We start from the raw sequence: 19430 nt of genomic DNA, 5'->3' as shown, positions 1-19430 counted from the left end.
GGCTGGCCGGCGGGGCCGACCGTGATCCAGCGCATCTTGCCCTGTCCGACGTCGCTGCGGACCTCGAAGCCGAGGGTGTCGCGGTAGAAAGCCAGGGACGCGTCCGGGTCGTCGTGCGGGAGGGAACTCGCGTGAATGGTGATGTCCATGGCCATCACGCTAGCGGCGGCGCTGTGACACGCGCTTCTCGAATCCTGATCGATCTGGCCACCTGTTCCGCCACACACGGTCGCGTCCCCGCCGTCGCGCGCACCGCCTGGCGCCGCGTCGGTACCCCCGACCGTGACCTGCAAGATCCATCTGGCCGCCGAGGGAGGCCGCCGTCCGCTCGACGCGTTCCTGATCACGCCGGGTCATGGGGGCGATGCCCCGCAGCTCATCCCGGTCATGGAACGCGTCCGCGTCGCCCGACCGGGCGGCGGCCACCCCCGCACCCGCCCCGATCATCTCGGCGGCGACAAGGCGTACTCATCCCGCCGAAACCGCCACTACCTGCGCAGACGCCAGATCAAGCACACCATCCCCGAGCCGAAGGACCAGCGGGCCAACCGCCAACGCCGGCTTCGACAAGGCGATCTACAAGCGCAGGAACGAAGTGGAGCGGACGATCAACAGGCTCAGGAACTTCCGGGCCGTAGCCACGAGATATGACAAGCGGGCCTACGTCTTCCACGGCACCGTCACCGTCACCGTCGCGGCGATCCGACTCCGGCTCCATGATCCGCTGGACAGAACCTGGCCCTACTTCGTGACGACGCTCAGAAGAGAGGCCCGGTGCTCGGCGGCCCGGGCGAGGGCGCAGACGAGCGGGGTCTCACCGGCGGTGCGCCACACCAGTACCCATCGGCAGGGCGGGGCGTCACGGATGGGCAGGTATGCGAGGCCGGGCCAGGGGTAATAGCGAGTGGCTTCTTCCGCGACCGCGGAGACGGCCTGCCCGGAGTGAACCACCGAAATCAGCTCGTGCCAGGTCGTGACCTCGGGTCCGCGGGGTACGGGACGGCCCTCGGGGGTGAAGAAGGGGTTGTAGGCCTCTTCCATGGAGGCCGGGATCGCGCCCTTGGGTTTCAACGACGCAGTCGCCGAGGTCTTCCAGGCAGACCGACTCGCGTGCCGCCAAGGGGTGGTCGGTGGCCACCAGGAGCATCACCGGTTGCGTATGGGTGTCCGGTCCCACGGTGAGGTCAGGTTCGCGGACCGGCTGCCAGACCAGCCCGACGTCGACTTCACCGGAGCGGATCGGGGTGAGGGGATCGGGTGCGTGGATCTCCCGGTGGCGCAGTTCGGCGCAAGGATGGCGGGCTTGGAACAGGTCGATGATGTCGCTGATCTCACGGGTCTGGATGCCGCGTGGGCGACGAGTTCGCGGCCGCGTGCAACCCTGGGCGACCCGGATTCCGTGTAGGGCGTAGGGAAAAGCGGACCTGGGTCGGCTTGGATCCGACGCAGGCGACGCCTGGATGCGTGAGACGAGGAAGAGCGTGACCGATCATCCCCGCGAGACCGACTTCCGTACCTGGGTGCTTGAGCATCGAACGCGCCTGCGTACGACGGCGTTTCTGCTCTGCGGTGACTGGTATCTCGCCGATGACCTCGTGCAGGACGCGCTCGGACGGCTCTACTCCAGGTGGGGCAGGGTGGTGGCAGCCGGTGATCCGCGTGCGTACGTCCGTCGGATCCTGTGCAATCTCCACACCGACTACCGGCGTCGACCGGCCAGACGTGAGATCAGCGAGGCGGCTGTGGCCACGTTCCGCTCACACCCGCAGACCAGCATGGACGAGCGTGACGACGATCTGATCGCCGCCCTGCTGACGATCCCGGCAGGCCAGCGGACCGTGCTCGTCCTGCGCTTCTTCGAGGATCTGTCCGTCGAGCAGACCGCGGCCCTGCTCAAGACCAGCCCGGGCAACGTCAAGAGCCAGACGAGCCGCGGCCTGGAGGCTCTGCGCTCCGCGCTACAGACGCGACCGACCAAGATCGAAGGAGCATCGTGAACCCCGACAGGACGCCGGAAGAACTCGCCGCGCGTATCGCGTCCATCAGCATCAGTGCTCCTGCCGACCACATCGACATCGATGAGGCGGTCCGCGTGGGGACGAGACGGCGCCGGCGCCGGCGGCTTGCCGTCGCCTGCGTGTTCGCCTGCGTCGTGGCCGTCACCGGATCGGTGGCCGTCGCAACGCAGGCGGGCCACGACAGGAGCAACACCATGGCTACTCCCAGCTTCCGCGGCGCAGCCCTGACCGCCGAAGGCCTCGGTGGGCGATGGATCGCTGTCCGGATCGACGGTCGCGACGTCTCGTCGTGGCGCGAACTCGGCGGCATTCCGGCGAACATCATCATCGGCGCCGATGGGGCACCGAACACATGGCAGGTGAACAGTGCCTGCGGCCCGCTGGACGGCGGCACCTTCACTCTGCAGGCGGACGGTTCGTTCACCGCGGCTGTGCCGCCGCGGCGGTTCCAGTCCTGCCCGATGTACACCACGCCGCCCCCCGACCTCCTGGACGCGGTCGCGCGTACCGCTTACGTCGCCGTGGACGAGCCGGGCGACTCGGCCGCCCGAACGCTGCGGTTCCTGGACAGCCACAAACGGCTCGTCGCGCTGTGGCGGGAGGACACCACGACCAGGTCACGCGCCGCCGTGTGCAAGAAGGCGCTCGGACGGGGGTCCACCTCCGACGGCACCTTCACCACCGTCGAGCGGGTCCGCGCGAAGCACCTGGCTGCGACCGCCAAGCCCGAGGACGTTCTGCCCGACGTTCCCGGTGGCACCATCGCCGTCTACTGCTCGGCCACCGAGGCAGGTTCGCCCGTCAGGTACGCGGTCACGGCCGACGGCCAGAAGGTGAAGCTCCGGTCGGCCAAGTAACCGGCCGCGCGCAAGTGTCGCCCACTCGCGGGTATCGCCGGGAGCACACTGCGGCTCCGGGCGATACCCGGCACGGCAGGCCCGATGCCAGGAGCAGCCGCACCTCGGTGGTCGCCCGACAAGCCACGACGCCGGTCTTCACAAGGCGCGGAACACCGCCGAGCGCCTGATCAACAAGCTGAAGGTCTGACGCCGCACCGCGACTCGTTACGCCAGGACACCCGAGAGCCACCTCGCCGGACTCCACCCCCGCGCCTCGATGATCCGGATCAACGACCTACCCCAGGCCACTGATTGATCACAACATCACACTGACCCTGGAAGTGCGGCTCAGTAGAGAAATCTGTGCAGCGGAACGGACTCGGTCAGCAACATGGTCACCCGGTGGGCGAGGCGCTGCCACGCGTCTTCCTGCGCGTAGGTCAGCCGCACATTCTCGCTGTCAGGGGCTTCCAGCGCCGCGAAGAGCGTGGCGGTATCAGGATCCGGAACCAGGTCCATCATCGAAAGCACGCGTGCCAGCGCACCGACCGTGTCCTCAGTCAAGAAGGGAAGCACGCGGAGCTCGGCGGCAGCGCCTGCCTGTTCAGCGGGGTCCGACCGTGCGACGAGAGCCCCGGACAGTTTCCGCAACACGTCATACAGCAGGTCGGATTCTGCCGTGGGCACGTTGGCGAGTCGCAGACCCTCGTGTTCCCAGCGACCGTTCGGCGTCCACACCTGCGGTCCTCGTGCTACTGCTTCGGCCAGTGCCCCTCGGAGGCGCCGGAAGGCTGCCACCGCATCCACGTACAGGGCGTGTTCATGCGTCCCACGGGTGGATTCGTTCAGGGGCACCAGCAAGTGCTCCTCCACCCGGTCGCACTGAGCATCAAGGTCTGGATCCACGACGACCAGACGCAGGGACGTGTGCTGCTTCTGCTGCTCCATGCCCAACACTCTGCCAGTTGGCTCGGACAGCCGTAACCGCAGCTTGAGCCCTGCCCAGCCGTTCCCTGCCCTGCTCCCGCGTCACGGAACCCAGCGGCCCGGAGCGGGTGCGGACCCTGGCCGCGCCTCTGGCCCGCCCCTGCCGGCGACGCCGACGAGGCCGGTCGGCAGGCGTCCGGCGCGTCTTCAACGCCCTCAAGCGATGGCGAGCTCTGGCTACTCGGTAAGACAAGCTCACGATCCGCTACCGCGGCGGCGGCCTCGCCGCGATCCTCGCGTGGCTGCGCCTTCTGGTCAGGCCGGGGGCGAGCCGTGCGTGCGATGCGGGAGCGCCATGGTGAAGATGGTCGCCGCAGGCCGCGGGACCTACGTGTTCGGGAGCCGCCAGACGCGCACGCGCGCGGCGACGCCGTCAGCCCGCCGCCGCCCGGTAGGGGCGGAAGAACGCGCGCAGCTCCTCCGCGTAGAGCTCGGGCTCCTCGAACGGCGCGAAGTGGCCGCCGCGCGCGGGCTCGGTCACGCGCACGAGGTTCGTCGTGCGCTCGAGCCACGCGCGGGGCGGGCGGACGACGTCGCCGGAGAAGAGCGAGAAGCCGGATGGCACCTCGACCCGGCGGGCGTGCTGCGCGGGCGGGATCGCGGCGTTCGCGCGGTACATGCGCATCGACGAGCCGATCGTCCCCGTGAGCCAGTAGAGCGTGACGTTCGTGAGGATCTCGTCCTTTGTGAAGGACCGTTCGATGTCGCCGTCGCAGTCGCTCCACGCCCGGAGCTTCTCGAGGATCCACGCGGCGAGCCCGGCCGGCGAGTCGGTGAGCCCGAAGGCGGCGGTCTGGGGCTTGGTACGGTGCATGGCGGCGTAGGCGCCCTCGGTCGCGCCCCAGGCCGCGGCGCCCTCGAACCAGGCGCGCTCCTCGGGCGCGAGGTCCGCCGGGTCGCCGGTGAAGACAGGCACGCCCCCGTCCATGCGGTGGACGGCCACCACCCGGTCGGGGTGGTCGAGCGCGAGGTAGCGGCTCACGTGGCTGCCGATGTCCCCGCCCGCCGCGCCGAACCGCGCGTAGCCGAGGATGCCCATGAGCTCGGCCCACAGACCGGCGACGGCGATGGAGTCGAGCGGCGGGCCGGTGGGGCGGTCGGAGTACCCGTAGCCCGGCATGTCGGGCACCACCACGTCGAACGCGTCGGCGGGGTCTGCGCCGTGCGCGCCGGGGTCCGTGAGGAGCGGGATGACCTTCGCGTAGCGCCAGAACGAGTCCGGCCAGCCGTGGCTGAGCACCAGCGGCAGGACGGGCCCGGCCGGCGCTGCGGCACGGGCGTGCACGAAGTGGATCCCGAGGCCGCCCAGCGGGACGCGGAAGCGGGGCAGCCGAACGAGTGCCGCCTCCTGCGCCGGCCAGTCGAACCCGTCCGCCCAGTAGGCGACGAGCTCGCGGAGGTAGGCGAGATCCGTCCCGAGCGACCATCCGGCGTCCTCGGGCGTGTCCGGCCAGCGCGTCGCACGCAGCCGCGCGCGGAGGTCCTCGAGCGCCGCGGGCTCGGTCTGCGGGGTGAACGGCTCGGGGCGGGGCGGGGCGTCCGGCATGGGACGCATCCTACGGGCCGGGCCGCGCCGCGTCGCTCGGCGAAACGCGCTGAGCAGGCACCCGAACCAGCCGCCGCCGCACCGGAAGCGCGCCGCCCGGGCGGCGGGCACGCCGAGGGCGACCGAACCGAATGCCCTCACCCACGGCCGGTCGCTCGCTCGCGTACATGCTCACCGAGCGCCGCGGCCAACAGCTCCCGGACTGGCATCGACCGCGACCCCGACGCCGCCGTCGCCGTCGCCGTCGCCGGGGATGCTCAAGCGCCAGATGTTCGGCCACGCCGGCTTCCAACTCCTCCGGAAACGCGTCCTGCTGTCGTGACGGACAGCGCGCTCCGGTATGCGGCGCCGACTGGTGCCAGGAGTCGGCAGGCTCACGGCACGTGCGGTCCGACCGGTGAGGCTGAGGCGTGCGGGCGTCAGCGGAGGTGGATGCGGTCGCCGGCTACCGGATTGCTGGTGCGGGTCAACTCCCGTTTCCGCCATGCTCCGGGCGGGTCTCCGTGATGGCGCCGGAAGGCTGCGGCGAACGCGTAGGGCGAGCCGTAGCCGATCACGTCGGCGATTTTCGCCAGGCCCAGCTCGCCGTTGCGTAGGTGGTCGCGGGCCAGGGTCATGCGCCAATCCGTCAGGTATTGCATCGGGGTCTGGCCGAGCGCGTCTCGGAAGGTACGTGCGAAGGCCGCCCGGGACAGTCCGCTGATCTCGGCGAGCTCGGGGACCGACCACGGGTGCCCGGCATCCTCGTGTATGGCTTGCAACGCCGCGTTCAGCCGCGGATCCGCCGACGCCCGGTACCAGCGAGGTGCGGTGGTGCTCTGACGGAAACTGGTACGGATGGCAAGAACCAGAAGTATGTCGAGGAGCCGGTCCAGCACAGTGGGCTGACCTGGCTCAAGGTAAGTCAGCTCGCGGGACAGCAGGCCGATCACGTCGCGCAGGGGATCGCCGACGGCCGCCGAGAGTGGCAGCACCTGGGGCAGCGCATCGAGCAGGCCGCTGCCGATGTCCCCCGAAAACCGGTAGGCGCCACACAGGAACACCGTGGCCCGTGGGTCGTCCGAGCGTCCGTCGCCCGCGTGTTGCGCCCGGAACTCCTCCGGTTCGAGGCAGTCGGCGCCGGGTTCATGGCCGATGTAGTGATCGGGGCCCCCGCGGACAAGTGTCACGTCGCCCGGCGAGAGCTCCATGGGGCTCTGGGAGTCGTTGTCGAACCACAGCCACCCCCGCCCCCGTACGACAGCATGCACCGCGAGCTGGATAGAGCCCCCCAGCCGCAAACCCCAGGGGGGCGTGGCCACCGTTCGAGCGAAAACAGCGCCCGAGGCGCGCGCTCTCGCGAGGTGGTCGTACAGCAGATCCATGCGCCAAGTGTTAAGCAGGACAATCACAGCAGTCAATTCTGTGAGCGCTTGAAACAAAGAAATGAGAGGATCACGCATTGATCCGCTCGATCCTGGGTCTCACCATGGAGTCATGACCGATTCACAGCAGACGACACTGGTGCTCGGCGGTACCGGACGAACCGGATCGCTGGTGGCGCAGAAACTCATCGAGCGGGGTCTGCACGCGCGTACGGCCTCGCGCCACGGCGCCGACGTTGCGTTCGACTGGGACGACCCGACGACGCACGCCCGTGCCCTGGACGGCGTCGACCACGTCTACCTCGTCACGCCCGTCATGCGGGTCACGTACGCCGGCCAGGTCTCCGACTTCCTCGATCTAGCCGCAGAAGCCGGGGTGCGGCACGTGACGTACCTCAGCAGCTACGGCAGCGACCAGGCACCACCGGAGGTCGACATCCGGGCAGTCGAGCTCGACCTCGCGCGCCGAGGAGCCTTCACGCACTCCATCCTGCGTCCCGCATGGGTGATGCAGAACTTCACTGACGCACACGTGCCGGTCATCGAAGGTGCCATCACCGTACCGACCGGCGGTGGCGCGGAAGCCTTCGTCGACGCCGCCGACATCGCGGCGGTCGCGGTCGAGACGCTGGCCGACCCTGACGCCCATGCCGGCGCGCAGTACGCGCCGACCGGCCCTCAGTCGCTCACGGTCAGCGAGGTCGCCGACATCATCGCCGACGTGATCGGCGGACCCGTCACCCACAACGACATCGACCCGGAGGCATGGATCGGCGGTGCGATCGCAGCCGGCTTCGTACCCGCCGACTACGCCGTGATGCTCCGCTGGCTGACGGGGACCATCATCTCCGGCAACGGCTCCCTGCCGAACGACGACATTGAGAAGGTCACGGGCAGGCCGCCGACCACCTTCCAGGACTTCGCCCGGCGGAACGCACCCGCATGGACCCATGAGGCAGCCAAGTGACCACGCCCATCGACGACTTCGACGAGTTCGACGACTTCGCGGCGCTGGACCCCTTCTTCCGAATCATCGAGGAGGGACTGGCAGGCCTCGTCGACGGGCGGCACTTCTTCGATCTGCTGGCCGAAGACGTGATCTTCGACTACGTGATCTCCGTTCCCGGATACCCGCGACGGGTTGAGGGACGCCGGGCCGTGGCCGAGCTGTACCGCGGCTACGGCAGCACCATGGTCCTGCGGAGCGCAGACGAACTGGCCGTTCACCGGGATCGTGAGGCGTCGGTGATCGTGCTCGAGTACGCGGTGCACGGGCACGCAGTCCAGACCGGGCGGACCTACGACAACCACTTCGTCTCTGTGATCACCATCAAGGACCGCAAAGTCACGCACTGGCGGGACTACCTGGACCCCGTCGCAATCTTCAACGCGATCGGATGGCCTGCCCAGTAGCGGCCGGCTCGGACCGCTTGGGGCGCGGTGGCCGAGCCTGTCCGTGTGACCGAGCTCGGCCGGCCCTTCACCCGCCGGTCGCTGCGCAAGCTCGTCGCCTGGCTGCGCAAGGTGCACGGGGGCGGGTCATCCGCACCGGCCGCGAGGCCTTACGCTGCCTGCTCGCCCGCCGTGGCGTCACCTTCCCGCGCACCAAGACGTGGAAGGAGTCCCCCGGACCCCGACCGGAGGCGAAGGTGGACCGGATCTAGGAGGTCCTGGACCGCGCTCCGACTCCCGGGCGACGCCTGGTACGTGCCGTCATGTCCAGGTCCCGTATGCCCCGGGCAGGTGCGCCGTCGCGGCGGCGCGTGGCAATGGTCGCCGGGTTAGACTCGCGGCCCGGATGCGGGGAGGAACGGACACGTGAGCGCAGCACCCATACGGTTCGGCATCGTGGGCAGTGGCTGGCGGGCCGAGTTCTTCGCCCGGCTGGCGAGGGTGCTGCCCGAACGGCTGGCGGTGGCTGGCGTGGTGACGCGCTCGGCCGAGCGCGTCACCCAGGTGGAGGCGGAGTGGGGGATGCCCGCCTTCCGGACGGTCGGCGAACTGTGCGCCGCAGGGCCGGAGTTCGTGATCCCGTCGGTGCCGTGGGAGGTCACACCCCAGGTCGTACGGGAACTCGTCAGCCGCGAGGTGCCGGTCCTCGCGGAGACACCGCCGGCGCCCGACGTGCGCGGGCTTCGGGAGTTGTGGGATGCCGTGGGAGGCGCGAGACGCGCCGGGGGCGGCGGACTCGTCCAGGTCGCGGAGCAGTACACACTGATGCCCGGCCACGCCGCTCGTATCGCCCTCGTACGAGAAGGGGTGATCGGCGAGGTCACGTCCGTCCAGGTGTCCTCGACCCACATGTATCACGCGATGTCGCTGATCCGGCGCACGCTGGGGGCCGGTTGCGGGCCCGTGACAGTGACCGCCCGGGCCTTCACCGCCCCGCTCGCCGACCCGCTGTCCCCCGGCGGCTGGTCGGACGACCTCACGCCCAAGGACGCCGTCACCACCCTCGCTCTCCTGGACTTCGGCGGGGCCCGCACGGGCCTGTACGACTTCACGGACAACCAGTGGTGGAACCCGCTGCGCGCCCGGCGGATCGTGGTCCGCGGCTCGCTCGGCGAGATCGTGGACGACACGGTGGTGCGGATGGCCGATCCGCGCACGCCCGTGGAGTCCCCGCTGGTGCGTCGCCGCACCGGCACCGACCTCAACCTCGAAGGGGCGGAGGTGCACCACATCTCGTTCGACGGACGGGTGGTGTGGCGCAACGACTATCTGGGCGCGAGCCTGTCCGAGGACGACCTCGCCGTCGTGGACCTGCTGTGCCGTACGGGCGCATGGGCCCGGGACGCCGGCCCGCAACCGTATCCGCTGGCCGAGGGCTGCCAGGACCATCTGCTGGCGCTGGCCATCGACGAGTCGGCGCGTACGGGGGCGCCGGTGACGACCGCGGTGGAGGCATGGGCGGCCCGCTGACCCCGCCGGCCGCCCGGCCTCCTTCGTGCCCGCCCCCGGCGCACTGGCCGACGTCTCAGTTGCCGACGGTGTCCCGCCACGAGTGCCGCGGCTCGTATCCCAGCACCTCACGGGCCTGGCGCACGCTCAGCAGCGTCTCGTACGTGCCGATCTCACGGGTCAGTTTCACGTCGGGGAAGACTGTGGCGAGGAGTTCCGCGGAGGGGCGGTCCATGATCGTGTCGGCTGCGGCGATGACATAGCTGGACGCGCCCGCGACGGCGGCGGTCAGCCCGAGCCGGCACGCCTGTGCCACGTCGCGTGCGTCCACGTAACCCCACAGGTTCCACTTGCGCGCGTGTGGGTCGGTCCAGTACCCGGGCACCAGGGCGTAGTCCTCCACCAGGTGGACATTGGACAGGCGCAGGGCCACGAAGGGAATGCCCGACCAACGGGAGATCTGCTCGGCAGCGGTCTCACCGAGGACCTTGGACAGGGCGTAGGTCGAGGTGGGAAAGGGATAGTGGTCCTCGTCCACGGGGGCGTAGCGGGGCGGGACATCGAAGGGCAGGCCGAGGGTGGTCTCGCTGGACGCCCACACGACGCGGCTCAGCTTGTTGTGCGCGGCGGCGAGGAAGACGTTGTCGTTCATCGAGGTGTTGGTGGTGAGGGTGTGGGCGGCCGGGTGGAGGCCGGGGGCCGGGATGTTGGCCAGGTGGACGACGCTTCCGGCTCCGCTGAGGGCGTCCACGGCCTGACCGTAGTCGGTGAGGTCGGCGCACAGCAGCGGCACACCGAGTCCGTTCGCCCACGCCCGCTCGGCGGGTCCCACCGCGATGTCGACGGCCAGCACGTCGAACCCGTGCTCGACCAGATCCGCGACCACGACCCGGCCGGTCTTCCCGGTGGCCCCTGTGACGGTGACTGTGCTCATACGCTCCGCTCCCACGTCGAACGTTCACCCCGCTTGCCGGCCCATCCTCGCTCCCGCGGCCGCGCGATGGCAGCGACGTCCGCTGATCGGACACGGCCTTCAGCAGTGCCGCTGTGATCACCGTTGGACTTCATGTGCGTGGCTGCATGTACTCGAAGACGGAGCCGTCCGCGTGGCGAGCCACGATCCTCGTGCCGTTGGGAACGTCGTTCGGTGCTTCCAGTACCTCGGCGCCCGCCTTGCTCAGGGCCTCGATCATGGGGTCCAAAGAGTCGACGATGACGGTCGCCGTCTGTGGTACGTACTTTTCCAGCGGGCCCGAGCACAGCAGGAACGGCCCCACCAGTGCCAACTCCAGCTCGCGGTAGGGGAATCGCCTGACTTCGACGTCCCCAGCCAGTTCACGATAGAAGGGAATGGCAGCCTCAAGGCTCTCGACTTCGACGTTTGCGATCATCGCTCGAATATTGCTGCTCACGCCACTTTTCCTTTCGTCATTTCGCGTGCCATCAAGTTCACCGCGGGGCGGGCGCTGCCTCCTCACGGCTGGTCAAACCTGGATCTGTCCGCCATCGACGAAGTGCTCGGCACCGGTGATGAACGAACTCTCCGGCCCGGCAAGGAATGCGGCCAGCGCTGCGACCTCCTCGGGACGGCCCATGCGCTGCAGCGGGGTCTGCGAGGCCAGCGCTCCGTGGAGGTTCTCAACGCTCTGGCCGAGATGGTCGGCCAGGCGGTCGATCGCGGGTGTGGCGATGGGGCCGGGCGTGATGACGTTGACGCGCACGCCACGCGGGGCCAACTCCGCGGCCCACGAACGGCCCAGACTGCGCACGGCCGCCTTGGACGCGGCGTAGACGCCCATTCGGTCGGCGCCTTGATGGATGGTGGTGGAGGCCAGCAGGATCACCGACGCGGGCTGGGCGAGCAGGGGCAGCGACTTCTGCACGGTCACGGGTGTGAGTAGTTGAGGTACAGAAAGTGCCGGTGAGATCGATCTTGCTCGGCTTGCACACCGGCCCGTGGTGCTGCTGGGCTTCGGCGATACCCGCTGGGCGGGTCTTCCCGGGGCTACGGTCCAGGCCGTGCCGGTGGAGTTTCTGACTGATGAGCAGGCCGAGGCGTACGGGGCATTCACCGCAGTGCCCACGCGCCCGGAGCTGGAGCGGTTCTTCTTCCTCGATGATGACGACCGCGATCTGATCGCGCTGCGGCGTACGGACACGCACCGGCTGGGGATGGCGGTGCAGATCTGCACGGTCCGCTACATCGGCCGGTTCCTCGGAGACGATCCGCTCGCGGTGCCGTGGGAGGTCGTCGAGTACCTCGCCGGGCAGCTCGGCATCGAGGACGCGTCGTGCGTGAAGCGGTACCCGGAGCGCCGCCGGACGCCGTACGAGCACGCTGAGGAGGTCCAGGAGCGGTTCAAGTACCGCGACTTCACCGATCCGAAGTGGGGCCGGGAGTTCCGCAGCTTCCTGTACGGGCGGGCGTGGACGCACGCCGAGGGGCCGGTGGCGCTGTTCAACCACGCGGTGACCTGGCTGCGCAAGAACCGGGTGCTGCTGCCCGGCGTCTCGGTGCTGGCCCGGCAGGTGTCGGAGGCCCGTACGGCGGCCGAGCGGCGCCTGTACGACGCGGTGGCCCGCGCAGCGCGGCGGGCTGATCCCGCGCTCGCGCCGGCGCTGGCTCAGCTGCTCGAAGTGCCTGACGGTAAGCGGGTCTCGGAGCTGGAGCGGCTGCGCACGCCGCCGGTGAAGACGACGGGCACCGCGATGGTGCGGGCCATGGAGCGGGTGGAGGAGATCTCCGCGTTCGCGCTGGGCCGGGTGAACCTGTCGCGGGTGCCGGTGAACAGGCTGTCCGCGCTGGCCCGGTACGGGCAGCTGAGCAAGGCGCAGACGATCGAGCGGTCCCCGGAGCCGCGGCGTACCGCACTGCTGACCGCGGTGGTGCGTCAGCTGGAGGCGCAGGCGGTCGACGACGCGCTCGACCTGTTCGCGCTGCTGATGGCGAACCGGCTGATCAGCCCCGCGCGGCGCGCCTCGGATCGCGAACGCCTCGCGATGCTGCCGCAGCTGGAGAAGGCGGCCCGGATTCTGGCGAAGGCGTCGAAGATTCTCACCGAGGAGCTGGACCTGGTCGCCGAGCACGACGCGGACCTGGACGTGGCCGCGCTGTGGGCGGCCGTGGAGGAGGCGGTGCCGCGGACGGCGGTCTCCTCGACGGTGGCGACCGTGGAGGCCCTGATGCCGGATGACGACGGGTCGGCCGAAGCGGCGATGCGCGAGAAACTCGCCCTGCGCTACAACACCGTGCGCCCCTTCCTGTCGCTGCTGGGTGAGTCGGACGCGCTGGGCGCGGCCCCGGCCGGGCGGCGCCTGCTGAAGGCGGTACGCCACCTGCCCGCGCTCGCGCGCCGCAGGGTCAAGGACCGGCCGCTGCTGCCCCGCGAGGTCGACGCCGAGCTGGTGCCCGCGGTGTGGAAGCGGGCGGTGTTCTCCAACGCCAAACTGCCCCAGGGCGCCGTCGACCGGGACGCGTACGTGGTGTGCGTGCTGGAGCAGCTGCACCGCGCGCTGAACCGGCGCGACGTGTTCGCCGCCCCGTCGAACCGCTGGTCCGACCCTCGCGCGAGGCTGCTGGACGGCCCGCGGTGGGAGGCGATGCGCGGGGACATCCTGGCGGGCCTGTCCCTGACCGAGGACGCCGACGAACACCTTGCCCGGCTCCTACGCGGGCTGGACGCGGCATGGCGGCAGATGGCCGACCGATTGGAGGAAGCCGGGGACGACGCGAAGGTGGAGATCGTCGTTCCCGAGGGCGGCGGCCGCGCCTAGCTGTCGGTGGACAAGCTCGGCGCGGTGGGCGAGCCGGAGTCGCTGACCTGGCTGAAGAACACCACGGAGGCGATGCTCCCCAGGATCGACCTGCCGGACCTGCTGTTCGAAGTCCACTCCTGGACCGGATTCCTCGACGCCTTCGGCCACGTCTCCGAGCGGCGTACCCGCATGGAGGGGCTGCTCGTCTCCCTGGTCGCACTGCTGGTCTCGCAGAGCTGCAACATCGGCTTGACGCCGGTCACCGACCCGGAGAACAAGGCGCTCACCCGCTCGCGCCTGTCCCATGTTGACCAGAACTACGTACGCGCCGACACCATCGCCGCGGCGAATGCCGCGCTCATCACCGCCCAGTCCCGCATCGAGCTGGCCCAGATGTGGGGCGGCGGCCTGCTCGCGTCCGTCGACGGGCTGCGCTTCGTCGTCCCCGTCAAGAGCATCAACACCGGCCCCTCACCCAAGTATTACGGGTACAAGAGGGGCCTGACCTGGCTCAATGCAGTCAATGACCAGGTCGCGGGGATTGGCGCGATGGTCGTACGCGGCACCCCGCGCGACAGCCTCTACACGCTGGACACGCTGCTGAACCTCGACGGCGGGGTGAAGCCGGAGATGGTCGCGACCGACAACGCCTCGTACTCCGACATGGCCTTCGGCCTGTACAAGATGCTCGGCTTCCGCTTCGCCCCGCGCTTCCGCGACCTCTCGGACCAGAGGTTCTGGCGGGCCGACCTGCCCGACGGTGAGGCACCGGCCGCCGGGTACGGGCCGCTGGAGGCCATCGCCTGCAACAAGGTGAACCTCAAACGGATCGCCACGCACTGGCCGGACATGCTCCGGGTCGCCGGGTCGCTCATCACGAACCAGGTCCGTGCCTATGACCTGCTGCGGATGTTCGGCCGCGAGGGCCACCCGACCCCGCTCGGCGCCGCGTTCGCCGAGTACGGGCGGATCGACAAGACCATGCACCTGCTCGCGCTGGTCGACCCGGTCGACGACACCTACCGCCGGCTGATGAACCGGCAGCTGACCGTGCAGGAGTCCCGCCACCGTCTGGCCCGCGCGATCTGCCACGGCGGCCGGGGCCAGATCCGCCAGGCATACCGCGAGGGCCAGGAGGACCAGCTCGCCGCCCTCGGCCTGGTCCTCAACGCCGTCGTCCTGTGGAACACCCGCTACCTCGACGCCGCCGTCGCCCAGCTCCGCGCCGAGGGCTACGACATCAAGGACGAGGACGTCGCCCGCCTCTCCCCGCTCAAGGACCGGCACATCAACTTCCTGGGCCGCTACCTGTTCAACATCAAGGCCAGCGGACCCGGTCAGGGACTGCGCCCCTTCCGTGACCCCGACGCCGACGACGGGGACGAGGGCTGACGGCCGGTGTTGCTCAGTCTGTGTTCTGTCGAAACCCGTCAGGGCTGAATGTTCTCCAGGTCCTCGAGGAGGCTGGGGTGCGTCGGCTGCCACCCGAGGGCGTTGCGGGTGTGGGTGCTGGATGCAGGCTGGTCCATGGCGAAGATCGGGCCGAACGGGCCGAAGGTCTCCTCCGACACCGCCTCGACCGGCAGGCCCAGCCGTCGGCCGACGACCGTAGCGATGTCCCGCACCGCGTCGCCCTCGTCGGCCACGGCGTGCCAGGCTGTCCCGGCCGGTGCCGATTCGAGGGCCAGACGGAACAGGACCGCTGCGTCGAGCGCGTGCACGGCCGGCCAGCGCTGGGTGCCGTCGCCCGGGTAGCCGGCCACTCCGGTGCGGCGCGCTTGATCGGTCAACAGGCCGGCGAATCCGCCCTTGCCCTCGTTGTGGACCGTGCGCGGCATGCGGACAGCCGTGCTGCGCACACCACTCGAGGCCAGATCCAGCAGCGTATTGACCGAACGGCCCCGACCGCCAACCGGTCCGTCGGACGGCAGCGGATCGGCCTCGGTGGAGGCGCGATCCGGCACCCAGGGCGTACCCGAGACCGCGACGATCGGGCGGTCGCTTCCGATGAGTTCCTGCCCTAGCGCGGCGAGAGCAGCGCTCTCCTCGGTGATGGCCTGCGCGAGCGCATCCGGACTGCTGTAGTCGCGTCCGAACGCCAGACTGATCACGCCGTCGGACTGCGCAGCGCCGGACCGCAGGACGTCGAGGTCCGCCAGATCTCCTCGCAGCACCTTGGCGCCGGCGCTCTCAAGGGTCTGCGCGGAGCCGTCCGAGCGAGCCAGTGCGAGAACGGTGTGGCCGTTGCTGAGCAGTTCGGCGACGACGGCGGAGCCGATGGTGCCGGTACCGCCGGTGATGAAGACGTGCATGAGCTCTCCCTGAAAGTGATGGGACTGTTGTCCCATCACTGACCTTACACGGTGACGGGACAGGTGTCCCATCACCTATTCTGGTCTCATGGCTAGATGGCAACCAGGGGCGGCCCAGCGACTCGTCGTTGCGGCCGTCGACCTGTTCACCGAGCAGGGGTACGACGCAACCACAGTGACGCAGATCGCCGAGCGCGCCGGCGTCACCAAGAGCACCTTCTTCCGGTACTTCTCCGACAAGCGAGAGCTACTGGTCGCCGGCCAGGAGACGCTCAGCAGGCTGCTCGCCGACGGCATCACCGAGGCGCCTGCGAGCGCCAGCCCGCTCCAGGCGGTGGCAGCCGGTCTCGAGCGCGCATCAAGCGCCATGGGGCCGACCAACCGCGAACTCGGCCCCCGCCTCAAAGCAGCTGTGGCAGCCAGCACCGAACTTCAGGAGCGTGACGCCCTCAAGAGCGTCGGTCTCGCGGCCGCCATGACAGCCGCGCTCATCGCCCGAGGTGTCCCCGAGTCGACTGCGCACCTCGCGGGCGAGCTGGGAGTCCTCGCGTTCAAGCGGGGCTACGCCCAGTGGTCCGAAAGCGATCGCGATGACACAGAAGGGCTCGCGCCTCATGCACTGGCAGCCCTGGAGGACCTGCGCGCGGCAACTGCGTCGCTGGGCTGATCAATGCCACCCGACTGTTCGCCGACCGGGCCCTGTCGGCGCCGTGAGTGCTGCGCCCTCTGTCGCGTCACATGGCTTGAGCCGGGTGGACGACATCGCCGCGGCCACCGGTCTGGGCAAGGGCAGCCTCTACGGCGCCTTCGGCGACAAGCACCAACTGTTCCTGCGCACCTTCGACGACCATTGCGCCGGACTGGTCGAGGCCGTGCGTCGGGCCCTCGACGGCCCGGATGCCGGCGCCTACGAACGGCTGCGCGCGCATGTACTGGCGGTGGCGAAGGCCACCGCCTCGGACGTCTTCCTGCGTGGCTGTCTCCTCGCCAAAGGCACCGCCGAGCTGTCGGGGCAGGATCCAGCCGTCGCGGCGACCGCCCGCCGGACGTTCGCGGCCATCGAGGAGCTGATCTCTTCCTGCATCGCGGGAGCGCAGCGGGCGGGCGACATCAAGCCGGACGCGGACCCCGCCCGGCTCGCCGGGCTCCTGCTGGCCGTGCTGCGCGGGATCGAAGCGCTGGGCAAAGGCGGAAGCAGCCCCGACTCGCTGCGCGCGATCGCCGAAACCGCCTTGGCCCTCCTACCCCGGCCATAGGACGGCCACGGTCCGGACCGGAGAGCCGCCTCGTCGTCCACTCCGTACGCGGCGCGCATCTCCAGACGGACGGCCGAGTGCTCGGCCGACCTCAGCAGCTCATCAAAGTTCGGCACGTTCGACGGCATCGGCAGCCGCCCTGAGAATCGACGCCATGCGCGCCGGGATGCGGACCACGGTCTCGTGATCGGGGATGGCGCCCGTCGCCAGGCACTCGGCATGCGTGCCCTCGTCGACGACCTTCCCAGTCTTGGATCACTACATCTTGCTTCTCCTCATCGACCCACGACAACGCCCTTGCCCGGCGAAAAAAAGCGCAGCAGGTACACGTTTTGAGTAGGGTCAGGCCGTGGCAACTGAGCAGAAGTTCTCCAATATGCCCGAGCTGCAGCTGCTTCGTCCGGACCATGCCCCCGCGCTCCTCGCCTTCGAGCGGGAGAATCGGGCCTACTTCGCAGCGTCCATCCCTGATCGAGGCGAGGACTACTTCGCCCGGTTCGACGAGCGGCACCGTGACCTGCTGGCCGAGCAGGAGGCCGGGGTCTGCTATTTCCACGTGCTGGTCGGCGCTGCGGGCCAGGTGCTGGGGCGGGTCAACCTGGTGGACGTGGCGGATGGCGGTGCCGGGCTCGGGTATCGGATCGCAGAGCGGGCCGCGGGTCGGGGGCTGGCCACGTCGGCCGTGCGGGAGGTGTTCGGCCTTGCCGCCGACAGGTACGGGTTGACCGCCCTGCGGGCCGCCACCACCCTCGACAACGCGGCGTCCCGAGCCGTGCTGGCCCGTACAGGGTTCACCGTCACCGGCGAGACACGGCTCTCTGGTCGCCCCGGCCTGACGTATCTTCGCAGCCTTGAGGATTTCTCCGCTCCGCGTGACGATGTCGGCCGCCCCCGTTCGGCGCCGGAGTGACAGGCACCTGCTGAGGGCACCGCAGACCCCACCATTGCGGCTTCGGCAACGGTCCAAGGTCACGTCCCTAGGGGTGGTGTAACTCGGTGCGGCCGTCCGGCGGCCAACGAGGGCGTGTTTTGACGGCTGTCCATGGCCGGGGGCGTCGTGCAGCGAGGCCGGCTCAGAGCGCGATGAGACCTGCCATTGTCCGCTTGAACCCGCAGGCGTCGAAGTAGAACGACCGTAGGTCGTCCTCGAAGTCGACATGCAGCCACTCGCATCCGGCTTCGCGGGCTTGCCGGGCGGCCTCGGCGATGAGTTCGGCTCCGATCCCGGACCGGCGGTGGCCCCCCGCGACCACAGTGTCCAGGATGAACGCGTGAACGCCGCCGTCCCACACGACGTTGACGAAGCCGACGAGGTCACCGTCATCACGTGCACAGACCCAGCCGAGGCTGTGGCGTTGCACACGGGTCAGCCAATCGACATCCAGGGTCGGATGGTTGAAGCCCTCTGCATGCAGCGCATTGACCGCGGCGTTGTCCAAGTCGCCCCGCCACTCATACATGATCGTCATGCCGCGAGCGTAGACCGCCACCCTTGCCCGATCCTCCTCCGCAGGCAGGATCGGAAATGATCACCGCTGAGAAAACCTCCGCCATTCCTGAGCCGTCTGGGAAGTTTGCGATTCAAGTGCTGCTCTCAACGGGTCTGTGGGTCGAGTCCGGTCTTCGCGAGAAGTCCGGCGAGTAATTCCGGCCGGTACTGCAGTCGTCGGCGTAGCCTGAGCCGCGGAAGAAGCTGCCTCCCCGGCCCTCGAAACTTGGCCCTTACAAGCCCGCCATGGGTGGCACGGGTGCGGGTTCCGCCCACACGACCGATGAATTCCGCCTCGCCGCGTCGTCTGCATGTTGGGAACGTCCCCCTTCCGCGCCTGCGGGAGGCCCGAGATGAGATGACAAGGAGCGTGCACACCGTGGGCCAGGAGAACGTGAGCGCCACCCTGACTGTCGCCGTGCCCGCCGCGAGGGTGTTCGCGGTGCTGGCGGACCCGAGGACTCATTCTGCGATCGATGGCACGGGCTGGGTTGAGGAATCTGTCGACCGGGCGCCGCTGACCGAGGTGGGGCAGATTTTCCGGATGGACATGTATCACGCCGACCATCCAAACGGTTACTACCAGGTGGTCAACAAGGTCCAGGTGCTCAACCCGCCGCGCGCCATTGGCTGGCTGACCGGGCAGGAGAAGGGCGACGGTCACCTGGAGTTCGGCGGCTGGATCTGGCGTTACGACCTTGCGCCGCTCGGTCCGTCCGAGACTGAGGTCACGCTCACCTACGACTGGTCGGCGGTGCCGCAGTTCATCCGGGATCGCGGCATCCAGTTCCCGCCGTTCGGCCCTGAGCATCTCACCAACTCGCTGCACCACCTGGCCGAGCTTGCCGCACCGACGTCCCGGGCCTCGACGCCCGGCGGCTAGTGCTGTGACCGCGTAGGTTCGCCGGGTTGGTGCTCGGAGCGGTTGGATGTGAGGTGACGTCCGATCCGACCGCTGGAGG

At 69.5% G+C, this 19430-nt stretch carries 19 protein-coding genes and 4 pseudogenes; 12 read left to right on the top strand and 11 right to left on the bottom strand.

Annotated elements, in window-relative coordinates:
- The coding region (locus ACFXJ5_RS38120) for a VOC family protein (protein ID WP_384642078.1) at positions 1–149 on the bottom strand (149 nt) is incomplete at its 3' end.
- A gap of 133 nt (positions 150–282) precedes the next feature.
- Between ACFXJ5_RS38120 and ACFXJ5_RS38115 the strand changes: the two are divergent.
- A pseudogene (locus ACFXJ5_RS38115) lies at positions 283–724 on the top strand (IS5 family transposase); the annotation flags it as partial.
- A gap of 17 nt (positions 725–741) precedes the next feature.
- Here the strand turns inward: ACFXJ5_RS38115 and ACFXJ5_RS38110 are convergent.
- Together ACFXJ5_RS38110 and ACFXJ5_RS38105 are read right to left on the bottom strand one after the other, a co-directional pair.
- A complete protein-coding gene (locus ACFXJ5_RS38110) occupies positions 742–1041 on the bottom strand; it encodes a LysR substrate-binding domain-containing protein (RefSeq protein ID WP_384642074.1) in 300 nt (99 codons plus the stop codon).
- A gap of 40 nt (positions 1042–1081) precedes the next feature.
- A pseudogene (locus ACFXJ5_RS38105) lies at positions 1082–1267 on the bottom strand (LysR substrate-binding domain-containing protein); the annotation flags it as partial.
- A gap of 214 nt (positions 1268–1481) precedes the next feature.
- On the opposite strand from ACFXJ5_RS38105, the gene ACFXJ5_RS38100 reads away from it, so the two are divergent.
- Positions 1482–1997, top strand: coding sequence for a SigE family RNA polymerase sigma factor (locus ACFXJ5_RS38100; RefSeq protein WP_384642071.1), 516 nt, complete (start codon positions 1482–1484; stop codon positions 1995–1997).
- A complete protein-coding gene (locus ACFXJ5_RS38095) occupies positions 1994–2875 on the top strand; it encodes a hypothetical protein (RefSeq protein WP_384642068.1) in 882 nt (293 codons plus the stop codon). Before ACFXJ5_RS38100 ends, ACFXJ5_RS38095 begins: the two co-directional genes overlap by 4 nt.
- Positions 2876–3205: 330 nt before the next feature.
- On the opposite strand, the gene ACFXJ5_RS38090 is transcribed toward ACFXJ5_RS38095, so the two are convergent.
- From ACFXJ5_RS38090 to ACFXJ5_RS38080, 3 genes are all read right to left on the bottom strand, one after another.
- Positions 3206–3805 (bottom strand): hypothetical protein, encoded by a 600-nt coding sequence (locus tag ACFXJ5_RS38090; RefSeq protein ID WP_384642066.1) that lies wholly within the window; start codon positions 3803–3805, stop codon positions 3206–3208.
- Between the two features lie 412 nt (positions 3806–4217).
- Positions 4218–5390, bottom strand: coding sequence for an epoxide hydrolase family protein (locus tag ACFXJ5_RS38085; protein WP_384642063.1), 1173 nt, complete (start codon positions 5388–5390; stop codon positions 4218–4220).
- A 419-nt stretch (positions 5391–5809) separates the two neighbouring features.
- Positions 5810–6754 carry a cupin domain-containing protein gene (locus ACFXJ5_RS38080; protein ID WP_384642060.1) on the bottom strand — a complete coding sequence of 315 codons (945 nt, stop codon included), beginning with the start codon at positions 6752–6754 and terminating at the stop codon, positions 5810–5812.
- Positions 6755–6866: 112 nt separating this feature from the next.
- Here ACFXJ5_RS38080 and ACFXJ5_RS38075 point away from each other — a divergent pair, with 112 nt between their 5' ends.
- The 4 genes and pseudogenes from ACFXJ5_RS38075 (at position 6867) to ACFXJ5_RS38060 (ending at position 9676) form a co-directional block, all read left to right on the top strand.
- The gene (locus tag ACFXJ5_RS38075; protein ID WP_384642058.1) at positions 6867–7721 is read left to right on the top strand and encodes an NmrA family NAD(P)-binding protein; all 855 of its coding nucleotides are present in this window, start codon (positions 6867–6869) and stop codon (positions 7719–7721) included.
- Positions 7718–8167, top strand: a complete 450-nt coding sequence (locus ACFXJ5_RS38070) for a nuclear transport factor 2 family protein (RefSeq protein WP_384642056.1) — start codon at positions 7718–7720, stop codon at positions 8165–8167. Before ACFXJ5_RS38075 ends, ACFXJ5_RS38070 begins: the two co-directional genes overlap by 4 nt.
- Before the next feature lie 42 nt (positions 8168–8209).
- Positions 8210–8415: pseudogene (locus tag ACFXJ5_RS38065) on the top strand (IS630 family transposase); the annotation flags it as partial.
- Positions 8416–8572: 157 nt separating this feature from the next.
- The gene (locus tag ACFXJ5_RS38060) at positions 8573–9676 is read left to right on the top strand and encodes a Gfo/Idh/MocA family protein (RefSeq protein ID WP_384642053.1); all 1104 of its coding nucleotides are present in this window, start codon (positions 8573–8575) and stop codon (positions 9674–9676) included.
- A 55-nt stretch (positions 9677–9731) separates the two neighbouring features.
- On the opposite strand, the gene ACFXJ5_RS38055 is transcribed toward ACFXJ5_RS38060, so the two are convergent.
- From ACFXJ5_RS38055 to ACFXJ5_RS38045, 3 genes are all read right to left on the bottom strand, one after another.
- Positions 9732–10589, bottom strand: a complete 858-nt coding sequence (locus ACFXJ5_RS38055) for an NAD-dependent epimerase/dehydratase family protein (protein ID WP_384642050.1) — start codon at positions 10587–10589, stop codon at positions 9732–9734.
- Between the two features lie 130 nt (positions 10590–10719).
- A complete protein-coding gene (locus tag ACFXJ5_RS38050; RefSeq protein WP_384642047.1) occupies positions 10720–11067 on the bottom strand; it encodes a VOC family protein in 348 nt (115 codons plus the stop codon).
- 72 nt (positions 11068–11139) lie between these two features.
- Positions 11140–11544, bottom strand: a complete 405-nt coding sequence (locus tag ACFXJ5_RS38045; protein WP_384642044.1) for an SDR family oxidoreductase — start codon at positions 11542–11544, stop codon at positions 11140–11142.
- Between the two features lie 130 nt (positions 11545–11674).
- Here ACFXJ5_RS38045 and ACFXJ5_RS38040 point away from each other — a divergent pair.
- Positions 11675–14803, top strand: a pseudogene (locus tag ACFXJ5_RS38040) (Tn3 family transposase).
- Positions 14804–14841: 38 nt separating this feature from the next.
- Here the strand turns inward: ACFXJ5_RS38040 and ACFXJ5_RS38035 are convergent.
- Positions 14842–15723 (bottom strand): SDR family oxidoreductase, encoded by an 882-nt coding sequence (locus ACFXJ5_RS38035; protein WP_384642042.1) that lies wholly within the window; start codon positions 15721–15723, stop codon positions 14842–14844.
- Between the two features lie 88 nt (positions 15724–15811).
- Between ACFXJ5_RS38035 and ACFXJ5_RS38030 the strand changes: the two genes are divergently transcribed.
- The 3 genes from ACFXJ5_RS38030 to ACFXJ5_RS38020 all read left to right on the top strand — a co-directional run bounded on the left by ACFXJ5_RS38030 (position 15812) and on the right by ACFXJ5_RS38020 (position 17889).
- Positions 15812–16390, top strand: coding sequence for a TetR/AcrR family transcriptional regulator (locus tag ACFXJ5_RS38030; protein WP_384642039.1), 579 nt, complete (start codon positions 15812–15814; stop codon positions 16388–16390).
- A 76-nt stretch (positions 16391–16466) separates the two neighbouring features.
- The gene (locus tag ACFXJ5_RS38025; protein ID WP_384642036.1) at positions 16467–16979 is read left to right on the top strand and encodes a TetR/AcrR family transcriptional regulator; all 513 of its coding nucleotides are present in this window, start codon (positions 16467–16469) and stop codon (positions 16977–16979) included.
- Between the two features lie 376 nt (positions 16980–17355).
- Positions 17356–17889, top strand: coding sequence for a GNAT family N-acetyltransferase (locus ACFXJ5_RS38020; RefSeq protein WP_384642076.1), 534 nt, complete (start codon positions 17356–17358; stop codon positions 17887–17889).
- Positions 17890–18052: 163 nt separating this feature from the next.
- Here ACFXJ5_RS38020 and ACFXJ5_RS38015 read toward each other — a convergent pair whose 3' ends face one another.
- Positions 18053–18448, bottom strand: a complete 396-nt coding sequence (locus ACFXJ5_RS38015; protein WP_384642033.1) for a GNAT family N-acetyltransferase — start codon at positions 18446–18448, stop codon at positions 18053–18055.
- 399 nt (positions 18449–18847) lie between these two features.
- On the opposite strand from ACFXJ5_RS38015, the gene ACFXJ5_RS38010 reads away from it, so the two are divergent.
- Positions 18848–19351, top strand: a complete 504-nt coding sequence (locus ACFXJ5_RS38010) for a polyketide cyclase (RefSeq protein WP_384642030.1) — start codon at positions 18848–18850, stop codon at positions 19349–19351.
- Positions 19352–19430 lie beyond the last annotated feature (79 nt).

The organism is Streptomyces sp. NPDC059373 (genome assembly GCF_042751495.1).
Lineage (GTDB): Bacteria > Actinomycetota > Actinomycetes > Streptomycetales > Streptomycetaceae > Actinacidiphila.
Note: the sequence above shows the minus strand (reverse complement) of the source record. Positions and strands in the feature narration are given on the sequence as shown.

Coding starts and splice junctions, on each gene's coding strand:
- ACFXJ5_RS38015 (WP_384642033.1), bottom strand. CDS start 18,448: ATGACGATCATGTATGAGTGGCGGGGCGACTTGGACAACGCCGCGGTC.
- ACFXJ5_RS38020 (WP_384642076.1), top strand. CDS start 17,356: ATGCCCGAGCTGCAGCTGCTTCGTCCGGACCATGCCCCCGCGCTCCTC.
- ACFXJ5_RS38075 (WP_384642058.1), top strand. CDS start 6,867: ATGACCGATTCACAGCAGACGACACTGGTGCTCGGCGGTACCGGACGA.
- ACFXJ5_RS38080 (WP_384642060.1), bottom strand. CDS start 6,754: ATGGATCTGCTGTACGACCACCTCGCGAGAGCGCGCGCCTCGGGCGCT.
- ACFXJ5_RS38055 (WP_384642050.1), bottom strand. CDS start 10,589: ATGAGCACAGTCACCGTCACAGGGGCCACCGGGAAGACCGGCCGGGTC.
- ACFXJ5_RS38110 (WP_384642074.1), bottom strand. CDS start 1,041: ATGGAAGAGGCCTACAACCCCTTCTTCACCCCCGAGGGCCGTCCCGTA.
- ACFXJ5_RS38035 (WP_384642042.1), bottom strand. CDS start 15,723: ATGCACGTCTTCATCACCGGCGGTACCGGCACCATCGGCTCCGCCGTC.
- ACFXJ5_RS38030 (WP_384642039.1), top strand. CDS start 15,812: ATGGCTAGATGGCAACCAGGGGCGGCCCAGCGACTCGTCGTTGCGGCC.
- ACFXJ5_RS38085 (WP_384642063.1), bottom strand. CDS start 5,390: ATGCCGGACGCCCCGCCCCGCCCCGAGCCGTTCACCCCGCAGACCGAG.
- ACFXJ5_RS38090 (WP_384642066.1), bottom strand. CDS start 3,805: ATGGAGCAGCAGAAGCAGCACACGTCCCTGCGTCTGGTCGTCGTGGAT.